Below are 20,447 nucleotides of genomic sequence, written 5' to 3'. Positions count from 1 at the left end.
GGGCTCTAGGAATGGCCCAACTTGGGGGTATGGGGAGTGGTGACGGCACCGAGCCGCTCCTCGGCCTGCTAGTTGAGAGCCCTTGCCTTAAAAACCCGGGGAGACGGCGGTGAAGAAAGGCAAGGTATGCCGACGCCCCTCGTTACCTTACCACTCCTCTTCCTCCCACTCCTCCTCCTCTTCCTCCTCTTCCCACCATTCCTCTTCTTCCTCTTCCTCTTCCCACCACTCCTCTTCCTCGTCTAGTATGAGCCATTTCATTATGCCTCACCATGCTTGGCGGGCTCCATGCTCCCCGCTCTTGGCGCTTTTCTTTAACTCTTATCCTAAAGGCCTCCCCGGAGGCTATGAGGAATCAAAAGGGGCCTACTCGCCCTGCATCCGGTAAACCCGCTCGCGCAGCGGGAAGACAGCAAGCCTCGTCTCCCTAGTCCGGTCGCAGCTGCCGGCGGTGCAGGAGCTTGGAGGCTCTAGGACGCCGGGGATAAGGCTCTGTGGCAGTCGGTTTGCGGGGTAGACGGCTACGATCAGCACACGGCCTCCTGGCCGGGGCTTGTAGCTATGTAGGACGTCCGCTATGTTGCGCTGGCCGGCGAGGTATAGGAGGAGGTCTATCCCGGGGTTCCTAGCTATGCCAAAGCCCCTTACCCTGGCAGCGTACACCGCGAGCGCGGCGGAGGCTATCTCCTCCGGGCAGTAGCGGCGAGCCAGGCTCTCCGCAACCAGGGATACCAGTGCTTCGCGGCCATCGGCAGGGCTGAGCTCCTCCTCCAACCCCTCCCGGTACCGGGTGCAGAGCAGCTCGACCTTAAGGTTGCCTATTCCCGGCAGCAGCTGTACCCAGCTGGCGCGTGTTGAAAACCCTCTTGAGGAACCCAAGGTCTTCACCCGTTATTCTCGCCGCCTCCTCGAGGGTTAGCCCCCTCTTCTTTACAAGCTCCTCGACGGTCTCCGCCTTATCCCAGGGGAAGATTATCCAGGCATCAGTCTCCTCGGCGTAGAAGTCAGGCCGGTACATTGACCAGGGCTTGAGGTAGAGGGCGGCTGTGAGTATCCTCCGGGGCCCGTAGTGGGAGAGGAAGCTCACAGCCATGTTGAAGGTCTTCCCGGTGTCGGCTACATCGTCTACTACCAGCACTACCTTATCCCTTATGTCGGCTATAAGGGGCTGGGTGACTACGGGCCTCTCAGAGGTCTCGCCGATCCCCCGGTAGAACTTAATCTCGAGGGCCCCCATCACGGGTGTGCCTAGATAGTCTGAGAGCAGCCTGGCCGGGATCCATCCGCCCCGAAGGACTCCCACGATGACGTCAACCTTTATCCCCTTACTTAGCACCTGCTCGGCTATCCTCGCGCAGCCGTCCTCTACCTCGCGCCAGGTTACAGGCTTAAACTTGACAGGCTCTGGATGGCCTTGACCCGCCAAGGCATCTGGCGCCCCCGGTTGCCGGCGTCACTCCCATCCCATGGCTCGTGGGCTCAGGCCCCCGGGCTTTTGGGCCTCAGGGTGGCCTAAGGGTGCTGCGCGGACGGGGGTAAAGGAGCCGGGCTCCCTAGTGCGGGCCCGGGGCTGTTGTAGAGGCTTATGTCTAGCTCTCCGCTGCTGGCTGGCCTTCGCCGGCCTGCTGGGGCTGTTGCTGCTGCCCCGCCTCTGCCGGCTGCTGCGCCGCCTGGGCTAGCAGCGCTGCCCTGGTCTCCTCGGCGTGCTGCTGCTCTATAAGGTACTGCAGCTGCCCCGTCCTCTTGTATATCTTATATAGCCTGGTGACGTAGCCTGCTATCTGGTTCCTCAGCTTCTTCGAAGGCGTCTCTATAAGGTTTGATACCACGCGCTTGTTATGCTCGAAATCCTCTGTGAAGAGGTCGGGATACATTGACAGCAGCTTACGCGCGGTGCGCTTGACTACCCCGATCCTTACTTTACCCATTACATGCCCCCGGGACCGGCCCCGGCTCTTCCGCGGGAGATATACCTTGTGGAAGCCCCGAGAGCAAGGTTTATATAGAAGCACTCTGAAGGCAACCTACCCGGACGTAGCGCATCAAAGGGATGGCTAGAGGTGGAACCATGTCTGCGCCCGCGCGCGCGGTCACAGTGGAGCCCACCGGTGTGCCGGTGCTCATACTCAAGGAGGGCACCCAGAGGACCTACGGCCGCGAGGCTCTACGCGCTAACATAATGATAGTGCGGGCGATTGCCGAGACTCTGCGCACCACCTACGGCCCCAAGGGCATGGACAAGATGCTAGTCGATAGCCTCGGCGACATAACTATAACCAACGACGGCGCCACCATACTTGACAAGATGGATGTCCAGCACCCGACTGCCAAGCTCGTAGTACAGATAGCTAAGGGCCAGGACGAGGAGGTGGGTGACGGCACCAAGACTGCCGTGATACTCGCTGGTGAGCTACTCCGCGTAGCCGAGGAGCTCCTCGATAAGAACGTGCACCCCACAATCATAGTCAGCGGCTATAAGAAGGCGGCAGAGGAGGCCATAAAGAAGCTCCAGGAGCTGGCCGAGCCCATAGACATAAACAACGATGAGATACTCAAGAAGATAGCCAGGACCAGCCTCACCAGCAAGGCTGTGCACGGCGCCCGCGACTACCTGGCAGAGATTGTAGTCAAGGCAGTCAAGCAGGTCACCGAGAAGCGCGGCGACAAGTGGTACATAGACCTGGACAGCATACAGATAATAAAGAAGCATGGTGGCGGTCTCCGCGACACCCAGCTAGTCTACGGCATTGTGCTCGATAAGGAGGTTGTGCACCCAGGCATGCCCAAGAGGGTTGAGAACGCCTACATAGTGCTGCTCGACGCCCCGCTCGAGGTGGAGAAGCCGGAGATCGACGCCGAGATAAGGATCAGCGACCCGACCTACCTGAAGAAGTTCCTCGAGGAGGAGGAGCGCATACTAGAGGACATGGTGGAGAAGATCTACAACGTTGCCGTTGAGAGGATGAAGAGGGACGGCATGGAGCCTGGTAAGGCCGGCATAGTGGTGATAACCCAGAAGGGCATCGACGAGGTGGCCCAGCACTTCCTAGCCAAGAAGGGCATAATGGCCGTGAGAAGGGTCAAGAGGAGCGACATAGAGAAGATATCCAAGGCCACCGGAGCCAAGATAGTGAGCAACATTGAGGACCTAACTCCAGAGGACCTGGGCTTCGCCAAGCTAGTTGAGGAGAGGAAGGTCGGCGAAGACAAGATGGTGTTCATAGAGGGCTGCCCCAACCCCAAGGCGGTGACTATAGTGATACGTGGTGGTCTCGAGCGGCTGGTTGACGAGGCTGAGAGGAGTATACAGGATGCTATGCACGCAGTAGCCGACGCTATAAGGGACGGCAAGATAGTCGCGGGCGGTGGCGCTGTCGAGGTAGAGCTGTCCAAGTATCTGCGCGAGATCGCTCCGAAGATTGGCGGCAAGGAGCAGCTAGCGGTAGAGGCCTTCGCCCGCGCCCTTGAGGGCCTGCCGATGGCGCTGGCCGAGAACGCGGGCCTGGACCCCGTGGAGATCATGATGAAGCTGCGCGCCGCCCACTCCAAGCCGGACGGCAAGTGGTATGGTATCAACGTGTTCAACGGCAACGTTGAGAACATGATGGAGCTTGGCGTAGTGGAGCCTGTAAGCATCAAGGCTAACGCCATCAAGGCCGGCACCGAGGCTGCAACCATGGTGCTGAGGATAGACGACATAATCGCCGCCGCCCGCCGCGAGGAGAAGGAGGAGAAGGAGAAGGAGAAGAAGGAGGAAGGGGAGGAGTAACCCCCTATTCATCCAAACTCGTTTTTAAAGGAGTAGAACCACTCTATAAGGGGCTTTCTGTCGCCCTGCCTACATTAGTCTCTTAGTAGGGTCTTAGCCTCCACCTGCTCCACGGGAGCGTAGCGTCTTGATTGTTGTGGCGGGTGTGCCCGGTACCGGCAAGAGTCTTGTGGGCTCGCGTGTGGCCAGGCTCCTCCTGCGCCGCTTTACAACACTCTCGTGGATTGTCCTGGAGAAGGGGCTCTGGACGGGCTATGATGCTGATAGGAGAAGCTTCATAGCAGACTATGATAGGCTTGTAAGGGAGATCCGCTACTACCAGGACTATGTTGTTGAGACCCACTGGCTGGAGCCCTTCGAGACCATTCTCGATGCCATTGAGGCTGTTGTAGTGACGAGATGCAACCCCCTGGTGCTCCTGGAGCGGCTGCAGAGGCGTGGGTGGCCTCCAGCAAAGATTGCCGAGAATGTTGAGGCCGAGCTGGTGGGGGTAGTGGCTGCCGAGGCCCGGCGGCTGGTGGATAAAGGCGTCCCGGTGGTTGAGATTGATACGACCCAGATGGATCCCGATGACGCTGCAAAACTTGTGGTTGATATGATCGGCAGGGGAGTGTCTCGCTGCTGTATAGACTGGCTCTCCGTGCTAGAGGGGGATGAGCTAGGGTTTTTGCTTGAAAAGCTCTCTAGCCTGGGTGGTGCCCCTCTGCATGAGCGGCGCGGGAGTGCCGAGGCTGGCTGAGATACGTGTAGACGAGCTGGCTCAGAGGTTTCGCGGCATTATATCCGAGATAGACGCTGTGCTCTCCAGGAGGGAGGAGGCTAGGGATAGCCTGATAAAGACCGGCCGGGACATTATCAAGATGTCCGGCTGGGCTATAAATGCTCTTCACCGGGGCCTCGTCGATGAGGCGCGTGGCTACATTGAGGATATGGATAGGATTGTTAAAGAGTTCCTGAAGCTTGCCAGGAGCGATAGCTTCCTGCTGGAGAGCGGCTTCGTTTACAACGTCTTAGCAGAGTATGTCGAGGCCAGAGTGTTCTACAGCATAGTGGTTGAGGGGAAGATACCCAGCCACCACGACCTTGGAGTGGGAGAGGTCCCCTACCTCCAGGGGCTGGGCGACGTCCTAGGGGAGCTCCGCCGCCTTGCACTAGACCTTATGCGTTCCGACAGGCTGGAGGAGGCAGAGGTAGTACTTGACCTAATGGAAGCCCTCTACTACGAGATGCGTGCACTAGAGTACCCTGATGCGCTCATACCAGGCGTCAGGCATAAGGTTGACGTAGCACGGCGGCTCATAGATGATACTAAGTCTCTGCTCCTCAGCGTAAAGGCTAGGAGGGGATGCGGGTAGATCGGCGATGAGAAGCTATCGGATGGACCCGCTCACGGCTTTTATGGATACCTTTTGCCGCTATCTACGCGACCGGGGGGTAATGGCTCTCTCGATGGCTAGGGCTACTGGCCAGAGGAGGCTTCGAATATCCCTCTACGGCCTCTGGCGGCGCCACGAGGCAGAGGAGACAGGATATATGAGATTCATGGATGTTGTAGAGGAGCTGCTAAGATGCGGGGAGTGCCTGGAGAAGCTCAGGGAGAAGGGAGTGGAGAAGATAGATGCTTCGAGCAAGGAGCCCTACATGGTTGTAGATGTTGATAAGCTCCAGCAGCTCCTCCGGGAGTGCAGGTAGGTGGGATGATGCGGGAGAACGGGAAGGCGTCTGGGCCCTCTGCAGCTCGGTGGCGCCGGGGGCGGGATTTGAACCCGCGCGGGGTGGACCCCCACCGGCTTAGCAGGCCGGCGCCCTACCAGGCTAGGCGACCCCGGCATCCATTTCGAACTATAAGGCTGAGGGCATAGGGGTTAAATCCTTTTCTGTAGATATTAGGGGTGGTATAAGAGAGATGGTCGAGCCCTCCTGGCCCCCGCGTGTGGTGCTCGAGAAGATAGCTAGGCATATCGCTGGAGAGATTGTCATGAGTGAAAGTCCTGGCAGCGTGCTCAGGAAGTGGAGAGAGATATTCGCCGCCAGCCAGCTTGACGTGGCAAGACACATGGGCGTCACCCCCAGCGTTGTAAGCGACTATGAGAAGGGCCGTAGGACGCCTGGCTCTCAGTTTATACGGAGGTTCGTTGAGGCGCTGCTGGAGATCGATAGCGAGCGTGGATGGAGCGTTGTCTCCCACCTGGCTAAAATGCTTCAGCTAAACTACCTTGGAGCCGTCATAGATATGCGCGAGTTTGAGAGCGGCGTTGAGCTGGAAAAGGTGGTTACTAGCGTGAAGGGGTTCCCCGTAAACTCATACCTGTTGAACGAGCGTATATACGGCTACACTGTTGTGGACAGCCTCAGGGCCATAATGAGTCTTAGCGGGAGCGAGTTCCTTCACCTGCTGGGCTCTACTACGCAGCGCGTGATAGTCTTCACTAGGGTCACCACGGGCAGGAGTCCGATGATAGCTCTACGAGTATCAACGATTAAGCCGGCAGCCATAGTGCTGCATGGGCCGCGTAAGCTGGACTACCTGGCCCTCTGGATGGCTGAGAGCGAGAGGGTCCCAGTGATACTAAGCCTGGCGAAGAGCGTCGACGAGCTCGTCAGCGGCCTTCGCCAGCTCGCTTCCTCTCCTCGATAAGCATTATTGCCGCTGCTATGTCGCCCTCGGCTTCCTCTAACGCCTTTCTGGCCTCCTCGAGGCTTACCCCAGTCTGCTCCGCCACCAGCCTTACGTCCTCCTCGCTAACTTCTGCTCCCACGGTCTCCAGCCCTGCCTCCCTCTCCTCGACCTGCTGGGCAAAGGCCTGCAGCATGAGAGCCCCGCCGGGCATCTTAACCACTAGGGCCTGGGGGGTTATGAGGACCAGCTCTCTGCCCTCACGCTTCCTTATAACAATCTCCTCAGCCTCAAGGGTCTCTATGTCAACATTCTTCAGTCCAAGCCTCTTGAGCTGCTTCTTAAGCTCATTCGGGTTGAACCTAAGCAAGAGCCGGGCGCACCCCGCTTACCCTGCTACGGGTCAGCGGCGTGAGCCATTATAGTATATAATGGCTAGTTTGCGTTGCATGTTCAGGGGTGCCACAATTCGTTGTGGGAGTGTGTGAGGTTATGCCTCCTCCGGCCCTTGAACACATGTCGTAGAGGGGGTAGCCTTGGGTAAACCTGTGATCAGAGTACTAGGTGGAGGCAAGGAAGTCGGCAGAATGTCAATACTCGTGAGGAGAAACAGTGGGGATAAGAGAGGCATACTACTTGATGCGGGAGTCAACTTTGATGACGAGGATAGGCCGGTATTCGCAGCCACCTATCCGCCAAAGTACATTGACGCCATTATACTCAGCCACGCCCACCTAGACCATATAGGCACTGCGCCGATGTACTTCATCTCCGGCAATCCACGGGTCTATGCTACGCGCCCAACGATCCAGATGGCGAAGCTCATGCTAGAAGACTTCCTCAAGCTTAACGGCTACTACTCGCCCTATGAGCACCGTGAGGTGCAAACGCTCCTCGAGGCGGCAGAATACATAAGGTACGGCCAACGTGTCGATATAGATGGTGTCGAGGCTTCAGCCTACTCGGCGGGCCATATACCGGGCAGCACCTTTGTTGTGCTCGATATAGATGGTGTCAGGATAGGGTTCACGGGAGACATAAACACTATCGAGACGAAGCTGATGAAGCCTCCGCAGCTCGACGCCATAGGGAGAATTGACGTATTAATAACCGAGGCGACTTACGGAGCCTCCCTTCACCCGCCGAGGGAGAGGGCGGAGAAGCGCCTACTCTCAATAGTAGAGGAGGTTGTAGACCGCGGCGGTACCGTGCTGATACCATCGTTCAGCATAGCTAGAGGCCAAGAGATGATGATGATCCTCGCCGAGCACGATCCCGGAGTGCCTGTGTACGTTGACGGTATGATAAGAAAGGTGACAGAGATATTCCTGGAGAATAGCGAGTACATTAACAACCTACATCTCCTCCGCAAGGCCTACGAGGAGTTCAATATAGTAAAGGGCTGGCGTGATCGTAATAGGGCTTGGAGGCAGCCCAGCGTAATAATAGCGTCGGCAGGCATGCTTAAGGGGGGACCAAGCCTCTACTATCTAAAACGTATAGGCGGAAACCCCAGGAACGCAGTAGTCCTAGTTAGCTTCCAGGCGCCAGGGTCCAATGGCCGTAGGATAGTGGAGGAGGGACTTATGCCAGGAAGCGAGGAGCCTGTAAGAGCCAGGGTTGAATGGCTAGACTTCAGTAGCCATGCTGACTACAAGGGGCTGCTGGAGGTTGTGAAGGCTACCAAGCCTAGAATGGTGGTTATAGTGCACAGCGAGGAGGACGTGGCTAAAGAGTATGCGAAACACGTAATGGATACGGGGATACCTGAAAAGATCGTAATAGGAGAGAATAATAGTGATATAGCGGTGGATGCCTAGCTTCACCGCTTCAAAGCCTTGGACCCTATACATGCTCGCGTGCACAGCCGCTATCTAGTTTTGTCGGCTGAACCCCCTCCGGGTCTGGCAGCTCGTGGCTTGCAGGCCGGACTTCTACTACCTATTTAAATCGTTCAAGACCCTAGCTGCATCAGTGGTTTGCACCGGCTCTCGCCGGTGGCATGTGGCGTGAGTGTGGTCTAGGAGCTAGCAGGGGGTGGGATGGGTTGCCCGGGCGGTGGTCCCGCCGCGGGGATTCGAACCCCGGACCGCCCGGTGTCTGCCCCCAGGCCCCCGTGCCGGCGCGCCCTCATCCAGGCCCCCTGCGGGGGCGTCGGGCGCGTGGGGGGCCTGAGCCCCACCTACAGCCGGGCGCTCTGCCGCTGAGCTACGGCGGGATCCCTCCAGTGGACCGCCATGTAGGGTACGGACAGCTAGACCGGGTTTAATAGTGTTTCTCGTATTGGTGTTTTAGATCTTCAACCCCCTGCATGGAGCAAGCTTGTTCGCGTAGTCGCTGTACTGGGTTATCACTATGCATTTCTCTACATTGTAGTCTTCGGCCAGTCTCGAGAGAATATTTGCGGGAAGGTCAAGGGGCTCTATTATAACGAGCGTGCTCGGCCCGGCTCTCTCTAAGGCGGAGAGCATGCCAGCTATCTTATCGCTTATATAGAGCTTGTTTCCAAGCCTCTCTACAGTAATCTTGCCAGCCCCATCAACTTGCAGGCTGGCCAGAATGTTTTCGTCCAGAAGGTTCTTCAGATCTATAATGAGTACTGGGCCCTTGCTGGCACCCGCCAGCTTTCGCAGGAGCGGTGCGATCAGCTTTGCTCTAATCTGCGTGGCACAGCACTCCGTGTTGGTGTGAGCTTTCGCCGTAGGCCTTGTACATGGAATCGCCTTTATGCTATCCATGTACGAGTTCAATATCTCAATGAGTTCGTGCTGCGTTATTGAGGCTCCTTCTACGAGGAGCAGGGCCCTCGGAGGAGGCCCCTCTACGTTGTACGTAACCCTTCTGGATGTAAGGGATAGCCGGCGGATCAGATGCTCGAGATTCCTTGCATCATTGATGAGGTTTTTCTTGGGGGCTATCTTTGAGGATATAAGCTCTACGCATATGGCTGCTTTCCGCCTGCTCCGAAGGTAGTAGCCGGCCAGCACGGCCGCCAGGCCCGCTGCAAGGACCCCGGGGTGTAGATGGTGCGCGAGACCTGGAAGCATATGTGCTATACCAGTTATGGGCATCCCTACCCCGTATGCAAGGAGCGCTATAGCCGCTGCCGTTGCAAGCGCTGGCAGCTTATCCACGGCAGGGTATTCCCCGGAGGCTGGGCCTTGTTGTGAACCCCTCTTACACTGGTCAGCGAAACAAATGATACTCCATGTCCCTAGGGGTCTTCTCCTCTAGAGCTTGGAAACCTTAACATAGAGCTTCTCAGTCGGCTTCACGTCTAATTCCTTTGAGGACCTAAGTATGAAGAGGAGCCCCCCTAGTGATATGAGGACTGCTTTGCGCCCGCCCTCATCCTTCATCGAGACAACAGTGCCCCTCCCCACGAGGTCCTCTCCATCCTTATAGGCTGGCAGCTCTCTCGAAACGGTTACCTCCACCTCCGTGCCAGGCTCGTAGACCACAAGGTCTCTATGTATATCCATTTCAACCTCATAGACGCCGTCAAGGCTCTTAATACGGGCCAAGAACATTCGCGGGATAAGCTCCCGCTCAACAGACTCAACCCTTCCCCGGAACTGTGCTATCACGTTGCCCAACTCTCTATTGCACCCTGGACGCCCCCTGGCCTGCCGAGCTAAAATCCCCACCCTCCATGGGGGCTGGAAGGCTGATGCACCCTCTGTAGCTATAAAACTCCATGCGTCCCTTGTGTACCAGTGGTGCACCCTAGATGGCCTCAGCAATCGCCCCGGCTGCGGCGAGACGCCTAGTCGCAGAGCTGAACAATCTTCTGGGAAAGCGCGTCGAAGTAGTCCTAATGGATGGACGTAAGTACAAGGGAACCCTTCTCGGCTTCGACCACCCCGAGATGAACCTGGTCCTCGGCGACGTGGAGGCGGGAGAGACAAGGATACCCAGGCTCTTCATAATGGGCAGAGTTGTGGCCGAGATTAGGGCCTATGAAACAACCATGTTTGACCCGCGGGAATTCGCCAACTACGTCGCAAGGAGACTAGGACTGCGCCCTGATGCGATAAAGGTGTTCCAGGACGCCGGTGTCGTGGTAATATACAACAGTATAAGGGTCACAGCCAACGGCGTTGAGGGCGCGGGGCCCCTCGCGGCCAAGGTAAGCTACGTGCTAAGAGAGTATATTGAGGCGAAGAAGAGGGGAGAAGAGCTCCGTTGACCCGGATAGGCGTATTCGAGGTAAAGGATAAGGATCTTGCAGGGAGAATAGGGAGGCTCTACACCCCACACGGGGTCCTCGAGACCCCCGCGCTACTCCCAGTCATAGATATAGCTAGGCAGGAGGTCCCACTAAAGGATATAGAGTCGATGGGCTTCAATGCGGTAATAACCAATGCCTACCTGCTGTGGAAGAGGATGAGAAGCAGGGCGCTCGAGCAAGGCGTACACGGCATACTCAATTTCAATGGCATAGTTATGACTGACTCGGGAGCCTACCAGATACTCCAGTACGGCAGAGTCGACATAGATCCGCGCGAGGTGGTAGAGTTCCAGAAGGGCATAGGCAGCGATATAGCAGTGATCCTGGACGTGCCTACCGGCAACGCTGGGGACCCCGTCCAGGCCCGCTATAGTGTTGAGGAGACGCTACGCCGGGCTCGTGAAGCCCTAGAGCACATAGATGACGAGAGAATATGGACCCTACCGGTGCAGGGTGGACCCTTCCGGGAGCTTCTGGAGAAGAGCGCCAGGGAGTCGGCAAAGCTACCACGCTACCGCCTCTACGCCCTTGGAAGCCCCACAGTCCTCCTAGAGCGCTACGATTACTCCACGCTTGTGGAAATGGTGTTTACCGCGAGACGCTATCTTCCAAGAAGCAAGCCTCTCCACCTCTTCGGCGCGGGGCACCCCATGATAATTCCCTTCGCCGTGGCCCTTGGCGTGGACATGTTTGATTCAGCCTCATACATCCTATATGCAAGGGACGGCAGATACATGACCCTCAGCAGAACCTATAGGCTGGAGGAGCTAGACTACTTCCCCTGCAGCTGTCCAGTCTGCAGCAAATACACGCCACAGGAGCTAAGGGAGATGCCAAAGCAGGAGAGAACAAGGCTCCTGGCACTCCACAACCTCTACGTGCTTAAAACAGCCATAAACGAGGTAAAAACAGCCATAAAGGAAGGGAGGCTCTGGGAGCTCCTCGAGGAGAAGAGCAGAGCCCACCCATCCCTGGCCAAGGCCTTCAGCAAGCTCGCACAGTACAGCAACTATTTAGCCAGGCTGACGCCACGAGCCAAGGGCTCGCAGGCCAAGGGGATATTCCTCTACGGTAACGAGAGCCTCCACCATCCCAAGCTGGTAATCCACCGCGAGAGAGTCGTCAACTACTACAAGCCCAGGAAGGGGAAGGCCCTGCTAATCCCGGTTGACCCCTCGGAGAAGCCCTTCACGCACTCAAGGATATACAGGATGGCGGTCCGCGGGCTCGACCGTGGCTATCACGTGGTGGGTTATAGCCCCTATATAGGGGTGATTCCAGAGGAGCTCGCGGAGACTTACCCCCTCTCCCAGTACGAGATGAATGATTCTCAATACAGCGACGTCGTAGAGCGGACAGTAGGCTATGTTACAGAGTACTTCAAAAGGCATATAGATACCTATAGTGAAGTTATAGTGATAGAATACTCGGAGCTGCCCTGGAGCACCAGGCTAGCTCATCGCATAGCCCAAATGCTCCGAGAGCTGGGGCTACGTGTGGAGCTAAGGAGAATCGACCACCTCGGAGAAGATTAGGGAGCCCTCATCCGGCCCCTCGGGAGGGGAGGAAAAGAGGGCTACATGTAAGCCCGTTCGCTGCTGGGCGGCGTCATCATCTCCCTCTGCTGCTGCTCCATCATAGTAATCATCTCCTCTATCTTCTTTGCCTGCTCCAGCAGCTCCTCAACGCCGAAGCTCAGCCCGTAAAGCTCGTTTATCTTCTCAATGGCCACAGCGGCTGCCCTAGGATCCGGCCTAGCCGCCTCCGTGTAGGGGAGCACGGCCAGCGTCGGATAGCTCCTCACCTCTGCATAGAAGAGCAGAAGGGCCAGAGGCCCAACCACGTAGAGGCCTTTATCCATACGGGGCTCCTCAAGCCCACGGCTATAGGCGGAGGTAGCCACCCAGCGTAGCTTCTCCTCGCCCTGCCTGAACCTGGAGTCAAACCCGCCTATGAGAACAGCCTCCTTAACCTCGGCGGCCTGTAGGAAGTCCACTATAGCCTCGGCGAACCTGCTCCTCTCCTGGACAACCGGTATATCATGGTTGACGAGCAGCGTTATGCGCTTCCCAGAGTTCTCGCAGTAGTAGAGCGTGAAAGGGCCAACAACGCCACGCGAGCTGGGGGTAACGGCTTCGGGCATATACTTTGTTATTACATAGCCAGCTTCCCTGCAGTCAGCCGTGTCGGCAAGATGAAGCGTAGCTATATAGCCTACAGCCCCATAGCCCTTGAACCCTGTGATAAAGAGATCGGAGCCCCTCACATCCTCGGCGTACGCTACGCGGATAGTCCGAAACCTGTGAACGTTATACCTGCTCACCCTGGCTGCACCTCCCGCTGCCCAGGGGATACAGCCTTCTCAGCAAATTTACGTACACGGATAGCCTCTCCCCAGCACTCTTCCTCCAGAATCTCCTCGGGGGAGAGGCGGAGCCTACCCACGCCGAGCAGCACTCCACGCTCATCCAGAACTATAACCTCATCCCCTGCGAGGAGGCTTGTATCCAGCCTCCTTACCGCCCTGCACGGTATACTCTTCCGAAGCTCGCCCATGGCGTCCGGGGAAACCCATGCCCGCAGCCGGGGCTCAGGCAGCGATAGCAGCCGGCGCGCACCCCTCGGCGACAGGGAGAAAAGATAGTCGTGGGCCCGCAGCACCGCTAGAAGCCCTTCCTCGCCGTACACCTCCCTTATTCTCCGCGTCCCCGGCGAGACCCCCACGACAGCGTCATCGGGTATGAGGAGGTCGCCGGCAGGGTAGCCGAACTGGTAATCCGCTATCCCCCTTAGCCTTAGAACCTCCTCCCTCGTGGCCGGCCTAAGTATCATAGCCATCGAGCCCCTTAACGACCGCCAGAACAGGGCGGGTGACCGGCGGCTGGCGGAGGAGATGGTGGGCCCGCCGGGATTTGAACCCGGGACCACGGGGTCCCGAGTCGGGCACACCCCCGCCCTCACGGCTTCCCGGGCGGGGCTGTGTGTACCCCGCATCCTACCAAGCTAGACGACGGGCCCACCCACGCCGCCAGAGACTCCAATTACGGGGGATTCCAAGACCCTGGGGCGCTGTTATTTAGCTTTCTGGCCAGGGGCTAGGGCCGGGGTAGATACCGATTTAACCCCCAACAGGATGCATACCCAGCGTTGGCCTCTTTAAAGCCGCGTAGGAGCCCTATTGGAGATGGTGGCTAGGGAGTGGCAGGCAACGCTACCAATGTAAGCTCTCTCACAAGCCTGATAGCCGCAGCCAGCACTAACCCGCAGCTACTGGTAGCTGTAGTTCTGCAACTTCTCCTAGGCTTCGCGGCGGGCTACTATATGGCAAAAATAGCAAAGTACATTATAGCGCTCATAGGTGTGTTCCTGCTAGGTACATTGATAGGCGTGTGGGGAGCCTCTGGTAGTGTTAACGACCTAGCATCGAGGATAGAGGGACTGGCGAAATTCAAGGATCTCATACTAAACGCTGTAAAAATGCTCGGCTTCATAGCCGTAGGCCCTACGTCGATAGGCTTCATTATAGGTATAATAGTGGGCGTCACGCGTAAATAGGGACAAAACTACAGCATTTTCCCTCCCATCCCGCCCTTGAGGATGAGGGATGCCCAGGGCCCATACCGTAAAGACCCGGGGGCTAGCGCGGGATAAGCTAGAGTGTTGAAGCTAGAGCGTTATCTACAATTCACTTAAGCCTATCCTCCATCTCAGGGTCGAGAACCCGGAGGCTCTTGCACCTGCCCTTTATCGACTTAACGAACTCTACACCCTCGTCAATATTGTTGAACACCAGGGTGTAGAGATAGCTGGGGGTCCTGGCCTTAACCTTCAGCACCTTTATCCTCTTGGCCCCTTCCCCTGTTTCAACCCTCCGGTATCCAAGCTTGACACGGCACTCGCTAGCCCTCTCGACAACCTTGAGGAATTCCTCCTTGCTCTTTAGCTCGACGGGCATGCCGGCAACCCTCCGGGCTCCGTGACGCCCGTGGAGACCCCTTCTTAAAGGGAACTCTCTGCCCCCTTAGAGCGGCGGGCCCGAGGAAGGGAGAAGGCGGGGAGGCCCGCGACTGGAGCCGCCGCCGGGATTCGAACCCGGGACCTCCGCCTTACCAGGGCGGCGCTCTGCCGGCTGAGCTACGGCGGCGCCTCTCCAGGCTCAGCCTAGCCCGTCCCGCTGAGGGGTAAATCCCTTACGGCCTACTAGGCGCTCGGCCTTGGCTACGTGCCTCCGGGGTAGTAGAATTATATGCCGGTTCGCTCCTCGCCCCCTCCCGGGTGTTTCCATGAGCTACGAGCTTCCCAAGGCTCTTGTAACGACGGTCGTAGGCAGCTATCCCAAGCTGCCCGAGGCGGAGCAGGCCATACAGAGGAGGAAGCGCGGGCTCATAAGCGAGGAGGAGTTCCATGAGCTCGTAAAGCCTGCTATAAAGGCGGTGGTTATGGACCAGATAGAGGCCGGCGTAGATGTAATCAGCGACGGCGAGCAGGCCCGCGAGGACATGGTTGTATACTTCGCCGAGCGCATTGAGGGCTACCAGAGCGGCGACTGGGTGAGGATATTCGATAACGTGTACTTCCGGAAGCCGATAGTAGCCTCCAGGCTCGGCTACAAGGGGCCCATGGCGGTCGCTGACTGGGAGTACGCTAGGAGTATAGCAGAGGGCAGGCCGGTGAAGGCCATACTGACAGGCCCCTACACCATGGTTGACTGGAGCTTTGACCTAGCCTACGGCGATCGCCGCGAGCTAGTGCTCGAGATGGCTAGGGTGCTGCGCCGCGAGATAGAGGAGTTCGCGCGCCGCGGCGCCGAGTTCATACAGGTCGATGAGCCCGCTCTCTCTACAAGGCCCTACCGCGAGGAGGCCGAGCTGCTCAGGGAAGCGCTCGAGATAATGTTCAAGGGTGTAAGTGCGAAGAAGATAGTACACATATGCTTCGGGAGGATAGAGAGGATACTCCCCTACGCCCTCGAGTTCCCTGTAGACCAGCTTGACCTGGAGTTTAAGAACAGTAACTTCCGGCTGCTCCCCCACCTTAAGGAGTATGGCTTTGACAAGGAACTCGGCTACGGCGTCATAGACGTGCATAGCACCCGGGTGGAGACGGTGGAGGAGATAAAGAATGATATATACAGGCTGCTAAAGATGGACATACTGCCTCCCGAGAAGATATACGTAGACCCCGACTGCGGGCTCAAGAGGCTCCCGAGGGAGATAGCAAAAGCAAAGCTCCGCAACATGGTTGAAGCCGCCAGGCAGGTCCGCCGCGAGCTGGGCTACGAGTAGCCGGCAGACCCCCTGGAGCAACTAGAGGCCTAAGGGGGCCTGGGGCCCCAACGTCATAGTGGGGCCAGCTGGTATGGTGGCGCTGCATGAGCTACCCTACCCTACTAAGAGGATACGAGAAGGCGGTGTAGAGATCCTGATCCCCGACCCCAATGCATACCGCCGCAGCGATGGCGTTTACGAGCCCGCCTGGGCCCCGGTCTTCTACAATCCCCGTATGGGGTTCAACCGTGACATAGCGGTTATCCTCGCAGCAGCCTACCGGGAGCTGGCTGGCCTCGAGAAGCTAGTTGTCGTCGAGCCTCTCGCAGGGAGCGGTGTGAGGGCTCTGCGCTACGCAGTGGAGGCGGGCGCCTACGTCTACGCTGCCGATATAGATCCGGACGCGGTCCACCTGGCGAGGATAAATATTGATATCAATGGCGTGACGGACCGCGTGAAGATTGAGAGAGCAGATGCCAACGAGTTCATGGCCAAGCTCCGGAGGAGCGGGGTAAAGCCCAGCATAGTAGACCTAGACCCCTTCGGCAGCCCTGCCCCCTTCATAGACGTCGCGATACAGTCTATCGGCGTTAGAGGAGTCCTGGCTGCGACAGCCACCGACACAGCACCCCTCTCCGGCGCCCATTCCAGGGCACTCCGCAGGAGATACGACGTAAAGCCCGCCAGGACCGCCTGGGAGAAGGAGCAAGCTGTGAGAATACTGGCAGGCTACATAATCAGGAGGGCAGCGAGCCACGAGTATGGCGCAAGAATCCTCCTAGCCTACTACGCCGACTACTACGTACGAGTCTACGCCGAGCTTCGGCGCGGAGCGGGCAGGGCCGACGATAGCCTCTCAAGCCTGGGCTATGGCGCCTACTGCCCCTACTGCGGCTACACGGGCTACATACAGCAGCCGGACACCCGCTGCCCCTACTGCAGCGCCCCGCTCCAGGCCACCGGCCCCCTCTACACCGGCCCCCTCTGCGACCCGAGGCTGGTCCAGCTCATGAGAAGGATTGCAGAGGAGAGGAGGCACACACTCTCGGACTACGAGCGCGTTGCCAAGCTTCTCAGCCGGCTAGGAGAGGAGTGCAGCATTGTGAAGCCCTACTACAGGCTGGACCGCCTATGCAGCCTGCTCCGCATGAACATGCCCAAGCCTGCTAAAGTGGTTGAAGCCCTCCGGTACAAGGGCTACCGAGCCACGCTCACACACTTCGACCCGCGGGGCTTCAGGACGGATGCTCCACACCCGGTGGTCGTGAACACGCTTGTTGAGATGAGGGCCAGCGGGACCCGCCAGGCATAAAAAGACGGAGGGCTCGGGAGGCTATAAGCCCCCGAGGGCCTACCCTGGGCTCCGGAACACTGCTGTATAGCCTGCTGTGATCCGGTGGAACCTATCCCCATAGACCTCCGCCAGCCTGCTCTCAGCTCTCAAGCCCGTACAGTGACCCGGGTAAACCTCCTCTACACCGATTTTGCGGAGCATGCCGGCTATCTCATCTATGGTGCCCCGCTCGGCCGCGTAGAGGTGGAAGCCGCCCATTACAGCCTTAACATCGTCTTTTAGGGCGCGGGAGGCATGTACAGCTATATTGGTTATACCCGAGTGCCCACAGCCACTAACAACCACGAGGCCATAGCCCTCAATCCTTATCGCAACACCTGTGTCGTCCCTCAAGCTATGAGGTACGAGCTCACCGTCTACAATGGTATAGGCGCCCGGGAGGCCTGGGGCCAGGTCCTCCCTCTCCCTCTCCACCTCCCCCAGGTAGTAGACCCCCGGCACCACCTCGAGAGGCCTCCGCGTCTCAACGAATATAGCACCGGCTCTCTCGGCCTCCCCCCTGCTCCAGCCCGGCCCGAGATCCATGAGGCCCTGCCCCCCGCCAACGTAGATTGAGGGCTTGAACACGTCAGGATGAACAACCACCGGCACTCGACGCCCTATCTTCTCCAGCACGCCTATAAGCCCGCCAGTATGGTCGTAGTGGTTATGCGAAAGCACTATGGCATCAACGTCTTCGAGGCTAACGCCGAGAAGCCTGGCGTTATGAATGATTGCTTCAGCATACTGGCCCGTATCGAATAGAACTTTATAGCGCTTCCCCTCGCTGCTCTCTACCTCTATAAGGGCTGAAAGCCCGTGCTGGCCCAGTATGTTGCGCTTTGTTGCTAGGAAGGAGCCTGCAGTATCCTCCGCGAGAAAAGTTACGCGGGCTTCCTGGACCGAGCCCGGCGAGGTTAACACCCCTACACATGGCTTAGAGCATACATGTATCGTTCACATACAGCGCAGAACCCACAGATATATCATTTACTATTTCACGCTTGATAGCTGTCAACCATTATAGAATCAGTGCGGGGAGGAGGGTATAGAGTCACGCCAAGTACAGCCCGCGAGCCGGAAGACCGAGGAGCCCTCCAGGACCACCTGGGAGACACTGCGACGGAGGGGCTGCGGGATGAGAACACGGCTCCCGGCGCCAAGGCTAGGGGCGATGCTATATGCTATGAGGACATGCTGCGTTTCAGTCTAGCTATCTTCGAGGCCAGCCAGTTAACTAGTATAGGGCAATTAGTTGGGTCGAAGAACCCGCCTATGTGGCAGCGCTCAAGGTTCTTACAAGTAAAGCAGGGCACCTCGATGACACTGCCAATCTTGATGTCGACGCTAACCGGCTGCCTCGTCTGTTCTGCTATATACAGCTTGTACGTATGCCTGCCCTTGTGTACTGTTGGCTCTCGCCGGATAAGCCCCTTCTTCAACAATCTTAGTGCCAGTCTTGAGCCTTCCCTGCTGTCCAGCCCCAGCGTCTTCCACAGTTCATGCTGGTATATACCCTCGTCACCGTGAGCCTTTATTATCTCCAGCGCCTTGGCTTCCAGCTCCTCGAGGCCCTTCCTCCCACTGCCGATGGAGGGCTCCATGGCAGCCGACAAGGGTATCCAACCCCTTTGCTACCTTCCGTTGCCTACATAGTGTCTCCCGAGATGCCCGGGGGACACCAAGATGTTATCTAGTGCTAAGCCCCGCCCCTATATCCTTATCCCGATGTGGGCCTCATGCCCGTCATTCGTAGCCTTCTTAAGCTCATGGAGTGACCGCTTCTATAAAAGCCGTTGCCTGTGTGTCTCGTGTGGTAGCTGCGGAGGCTAGAGCCTCACTTCTATGTAGAAGTTGTCCACTATGTCACGGTACCTGTTCCGTATTGTGGCGTCTGTAACGCCTATCGACTTTGCTACAGCTAGCTGGTTCCTCTTCTCGTCCAACAGTATGGATGCCACGTAAACCGCTGCAGCTGCCAGCGCCTCCGGAGGCTTGCCCTGAGCGAGCCCGCTCCTAGCCAGCATGAAAGTGAACCTTGTGGCTAGGGCCTCGACCTCCCCGCTTAGCCCGAGCTTCGAGACTATCCTGGATACATACATCTGAGGCTTAGGAGGCGCTGTGATGCGTACTTTGAGCCTTGTTACTATGCGCCGGTATGCTCTCCATACATTCTGGGAATCGAGGCCCAGAAGCTCGGCAACGTCGCGCATAGTGAGGGGGTGCCGCTCTATCCTGGCGGCTATGACTGCCGCGGCGGCTAGGTAGTCATTTACATTGTTCCTCTTTATGACGCCCAGGGAGTGCAGCTGCCTAACAATCCTGGCCATGGTCTCGGCTACGCGGGATGGCAGCTGAAGCTTCATAGCTATCCGGTTAGCCTCCTGGAGCACCTTTATGAGCTTCTTCTGCCCGTGGGTCCTCAGGCTGGCCTGTAGCGCTACCAGCTTCCTGGCACGTATATCATTCCTTGGAGCGTATATGTAGGTGGTTAACCCCTTGTCATGAACCCGCTCCGTGAGCGGGGCCCCCACACGGCTCCTCCGGGCCCGGTCCTCCTCCGTGAAGCTCCTCCACTCCGGCCCCGAGTCTATGGGGGACTCCTCGATCACGTACCCGCAGCGCGTACATACCAGCCTTCCATCGCTCTGCCTACGTGCATAGAGGCTCAGCGGGGCTCCACATACGGGGCATCTCCCATCCTCGCGCATAATCATCTCCTTCTATCCCTCCTGCTCTGAGGCCTCCCGCCCCCGCCACCCCCTCTGCCACGCTGCTGCCTGCCCCTCTGCCCCCGCCCGGGCCTCGCCTGGGGCTTCTGCCGTGGAGATGCGGCAGCCCTCCTCCCGCTGGGCTTCCGCCTAGGCTTACCCCTGCCCTTGCCGCGGCGGGGCGTCGGCGGCCGGTAGTAGAGCCGGGTCCCGGCCTCTACCTTCACGTTGGGCGAGGACGGCTTTACCACGGCGTAGGGGGAGGATACGGAGCCTATAACGTCGAGGAGTACTCCCACCCTGTTCACATTCTCGTCGTAGACAATAGTGTTTAGCGGCGGTAGCGTGTCGTCCTCCTTCTCAAGCCTAGCTACTATGTATCCATTGGGTGTTCTATGGAGCACTGTGCCGAGCTTCTTCAGCATAGGATGCGCCCTCGTTCCAGGGGGTGGCGGGGCCGGCTCCTATTATGTTGCGGTAAGTACCATAGAATGGAGCATATGGCTCTGGTTAAAAGCA

The 20,447-nt window shown here is 58.0% G+C and carries 23 protein-coding genes, 4 tRNA genes and 1 pseudogene; 11 read left to right on the top strand and 17 right to left on the bottom strand.

Annotated features, from left to right (window positions below; translation table 11 throughout):
- Positions 1-366 precede the first annotated feature (366 nt).
- From CF15_RS00415 to CF15_RS09345, 3 genes and pseudogenes are all read right to left on the bottom strand, one after another.
- Positions 367-774 carry a hypothetical protein gene (locus CF15_RS00415; protein WP_058370040.1) on the bottom strand — a complete coding sequence of 136 codons (408 nt, stop codon included), beginning with the start codon at positions 772-774 and terminating at the stop codon, positions 367-369.
- Positions 775-808: 34 nt separating this feature from the next.
- Complete coding sequence (locus CF15_RS00410; protein WP_058370039.1) at positions 809-1,426, bottom strand: phosphoribosyltransferase; 618 nt, start codon at positions 1,424-1,426, stop codon at positions 809-811.
- Positions 1,427-1,748: 322 nt separating this feature from the next.
- Positions 1,749-1,928, bottom strand: a pseudogene (locus tag CF15_RS09345) (30S ribosomal protein S17e); the annotation flags it as partial.
- A 140-nt stretch (positions 1,929-2,068) separates the two neighbouring features.
- On the opposite strand from CF15_RS09345, the gene thsB reads away from it, so the two are divergent.
- The 4 genes from thsB (at position 2,069) to CF15_RS00385 (ending at position 5,461) form a co-directional block, all read left to right on the top strand.
- Complete coding sequence (thsB, locus tag CF15_RS00400; protein WP_058370037.1) at positions 2,069-3,769, top strand: thermosome subunit beta; 1,701 nt, start codon at positions 2,069-2,071, stop codon at positions 3,767-3,769.
- 136 nt (positions 3,770-3,905) lie between these two features.
- Positions 3,906-4,508, top strand: coding sequence for an adenylate kinase family protein (locus CF15_RS00395; protein WP_236698180.1), 603 nt, complete (start codon positions 3,906-3,908; stop codon positions 4,506-4,508).
- Entirely contained in the window at positions 4,477-5,124 is a 648-nt protein-coding gene (locus tag CF15_RS00390) for a translin family protein (protein ID WP_058370035.1), read from the top strand. Before CF15_RS00395 ends, CF15_RS00390 begins: the two co-directional genes overlap by 32 nt.
- A gap of 82 nt (positions 5,125-5,206) precedes the next feature.
- Entirely contained in the window at positions 5,207-5,461 is a 255-nt protein-coding gene (locus tag CF15_RS00385) for a hypothetical protein (protein WP_168371181.1), read from the top strand.
- Between the two features lie 50 nt (positions 5,462-5,511).
- Here CF15_RS00385 and CF15_RS00380 read toward each other — a convergent pair.
- A tRNA-Ser gene (locus CF15_RS00380) sits at positions 5,512-5,599 on the bottom strand.
- Between the two features lie 76 nt (positions 5,600-5,675).
- Here CF15_RS00380 and CF15_RS00375 point away from each other — a divergent pair.
- Positions 5,676-6,407 (top strand): helix-turn-helix domain-containing protein, encoded by a 732-nt coding sequence (locus CF15_RS00375; protein WP_236698057.1) that lies wholly within the window; start codon positions 5,676-5,678, stop codon positions 6,405-6,407.
- Here the strand turns inward: CF15_RS00375 and CF15_RS00370 are convergent.
- Positions 6,370-6,756 (bottom strand): nascent polypeptide-associated complex protein, encoded by a 387-nt coding sequence (locus CF15_RS00370; protein WP_058370033.1) that lies wholly within the window; start codon positions 6,754-6,756, stop codon positions 6,370-6,372. The genes CF15_RS00375 and CF15_RS00370 overlap by 38 nt on opposite strands.
- Positions 6,757-6,922: 166 nt before the next feature.
- Here CF15_RS00370 and CF15_RS00365 point away from each other — a divergent pair, with 166 nt between their 5' ends.
- Positions 6,923-8,206, top strand: coding sequence for an MBL fold metallo-hydrolase (locus CF15_RS00365; RefSeq protein WP_058370032.1), 1,284 nt, complete (start codon positions 6,923-6,925; stop codon positions 8,204-8,206).
- 239 nt (positions 8,207-8,445) lie between these two features.
- On the opposite strand, the gene CF15_RS08705 is transcribed toward CF15_RS00365, so the two are convergent.
- The 3 genes from CF15_RS08705 to CF15_RS08700 all read right to left on the bottom strand — a co-directional run bounded on the left by CF15_RS08705 (position 8,446) and on the right by CF15_RS08700 (position 9,973).
- Positions 8,446-8,604: transfer RNA gene (locus CF15_RS08705), tRNA-Tyr, on the bottom strand.
- Positions 8,605-8,677: 73 nt separating this feature from the next.
- Complete coding sequence (locus tag CF15_RS00355) at positions 8,678-9,520, bottom strand: hypothetical protein (protein ID WP_058370031.1); 843 nt, start codon at positions 9,518-9,520, stop codon at positions 8,678-8,680.
- A gap of 96 nt (positions 9,521-9,616) precedes the next feature.
- Entirely contained in the window at positions 9,617-9,973 is a 357-nt protein-coding gene (locus CF15_RS08700) for a DNA-directed RNA polymerase subunit G (protein WP_269082823.1), read from the bottom strand.
- 143 nt (positions 9,974-10,116) lie between these two features.
- On the opposite strand from CF15_RS08700, the gene CF15_RS00345 reads away from it, so the two are divergent.
- Both CF15_RS00345 and tgtA read left to right on the top strand, forming a co-directional pair.
- Positions 10,117-10,575: an Lsm family RNA-binding protein gene (locus CF15_RS00345; RefSeq protein ID WP_058370029.1), complete on the top strand. Its 459-nt coding sequence runs from the start codon at positions 10,117-10,119 to the stop codon at positions 10,573-10,575.
- Positions 10,572-12,152 carry a tRNA guanosine(15) transglycosylase TgtA gene (gene tgtA, locus CF15_RS00340; RefSeq protein ID WP_058370028.1) on the top strand — a complete coding sequence of 527 codons (1,581 nt, stop codon included), beginning with the start codon at positions 10,572-10,574 and terminating at the stop codon, positions 12,150-12,152. Before CF15_RS00345 ends, tgtA begins: the two co-directional genes overlap by 4 nt.
- 41 nt (positions 12,153-12,193) lie before the next feature.
- On the opposite strand, the gene CF15_RS00335 is transcribed toward tgtA, so the two are convergent.
- The 3 genes from CF15_RS00335 to CF15_RS00325 form a co-directional block, all read right to left on the bottom strand.
- Positions 12,194-12,940, bottom strand: a complete 747-nt coding sequence (locus CF15_RS00335; RefSeq protein WP_058370027.1) for a proteasome assembly chaperone family protein — start codon at positions 12,938-12,940, stop codon at positions 12,194-12,196.
- Positions 12,937-13,449, bottom strand: coding sequence for a PUA domain-containing protein (locus CF15_RS00330; RefSeq protein WP_058370026.1), 513 nt, complete (start codon positions 13,447-13,449; stop codon positions 12,937-12,939). Before CF15_RS00330 ends, CF15_RS00335 begins: the two co-directional genes overlap by 4 nt.
- 62 nt (positions 13,450-13,511) lie before the next feature.
- Positions 13,512-13,635 (bottom strand) — tRNA-Pro (locus tag CF15_RS00325).
- A gap of 180 nt (positions 13,636-13,815) precedes the next feature.
- Between CF15_RS00325 and CF15_RS00320 the strand changes: the two genes are divergently transcribed.
- Entirely contained in the window at positions 13,816-14,172 is a 357-nt protein-coding gene (locus CF15_RS00320) for a hypothetical protein (RefSeq protein ID WP_058370025.1), read from the top strand.
- 130 nt (positions 14,173-14,302) lie between these two features.
- On the opposite strand, the gene CF15_RS00315 is transcribed toward CF15_RS00320, so the two are convergent.
- Both CF15_RS00315 and CF15_RS00310 read right to left on the bottom strand, forming a co-directional pair.
- On the bottom strand, positions 14,303-14,572 hold the full coding sequence (locus CF15_RS00315) for a 50S ribosomal protein L38e (RefSeq protein WP_058370024.1): 270 nt from the start codon (positions 14,570-14,572) through the stop codon (positions 14,303-14,305).
- Positions 14,573-14,685: 113 nt separating this feature from the next.
- A tRNA-Thr gene (locus CF15_RS00310) sits at positions 14,686-14,761 on the bottom strand.
- 139 nt (positions 14,762-14,900) lie between these two features.
- Here CF15_RS00310 and CF15_RS00305 point away from each other — a divergent pair.
- Complete coding sequence (locus CF15_RS00305; protein WP_058370023.1) at positions 14,901-15,902, top strand: methionine synthase; 1,002 nt, start codon at positions 14,901-14,903, stop codon at positions 15,900-15,902.
- Positions 15,903-15,975: 73 nt separating this feature from the next.
- Positions 15,976-17,196, top strand: coding sequence for a tRNA (guanine(10)-N(2))-dimethyltransferase (locus tag CF15_RS00300; RefSeq protein WP_058370022.1), 1,221 nt, complete (start codon positions 15,976-15,978; stop codon positions 17,194-17,196).
- Between the two features lie 39 nt (positions 17,197-17,235).
- On the opposite strand, the gene CF15_RS00295 is transcribed toward CF15_RS00300, so the two are convergent.
- From CF15_RS00295 to CF15_RS00280, 4 genes are all read right to left on the bottom strand, one after another.
- Positions 17,236-18,141 (bottom strand): MBL fold metallo-hydrolase, encoded by a 906-nt coding sequence (locus CF15_RS00295; protein WP_058370021.1) that lies wholly within the window; start codon positions 18,139-18,141, stop codon positions 17,236-17,238.
- Positions 18,142-18,401: 260 nt separating this feature from the next.
- Positions 18,402-18,833 carry a helix-turn-helix transcriptional regulator gene (locus CF15_RS00290; RefSeq protein ID WP_058370020.1) on the bottom strand — a complete coding sequence of 144 codons (432 nt, stop codon included), beginning with the start codon at positions 18,831-18,833 and terminating at the stop codon, positions 18,402-18,404.
- Positions 18,834-19,046: 213 nt separating this feature from the next.
- Positions 19,047-19,934, bottom strand: coding sequence for a transcription initiation factor IIB (locus CF15_RS00285; RefSeq protein WP_083494382.1), 888 nt, complete (start codon positions 19,932-19,934; stop codon positions 19,047-19,049).
- The gene (locus CF15_RS00280; protein ID WP_058370018.1) at positions 19,931-20,353 is read right to left on the bottom strand and encodes an H/ACA ribonucleoprotein complex subunit GAR1; all 423 of its coding nucleotides are present in this window, start codon (positions 20,351-20,353) and stop codon (positions 19,931-19,933) included. The genes CF15_RS00285 and CF15_RS00280 overlap by 4 nt, the downstream gene beginning before the upstream one ends.
- Between the last annotated feature and the right edge of the window lie 94 nt (positions 20,354-20,447).

Origin of the sequence: Pyrodictium occultum, assembly GCF_001462395.1 — an archaeon.
GTDB lineage: Archaea > Thermoproteota > Thermoprotei_A > Sulfolobales > Pyrodictiaceae > Pyrodictium > Pyrodictium occultum.
The sequence above is the reverse complement of the archived record's forward strand: the minus strand, read 5'-3'. Positions and strand labels throughout refer to the sequence as shown.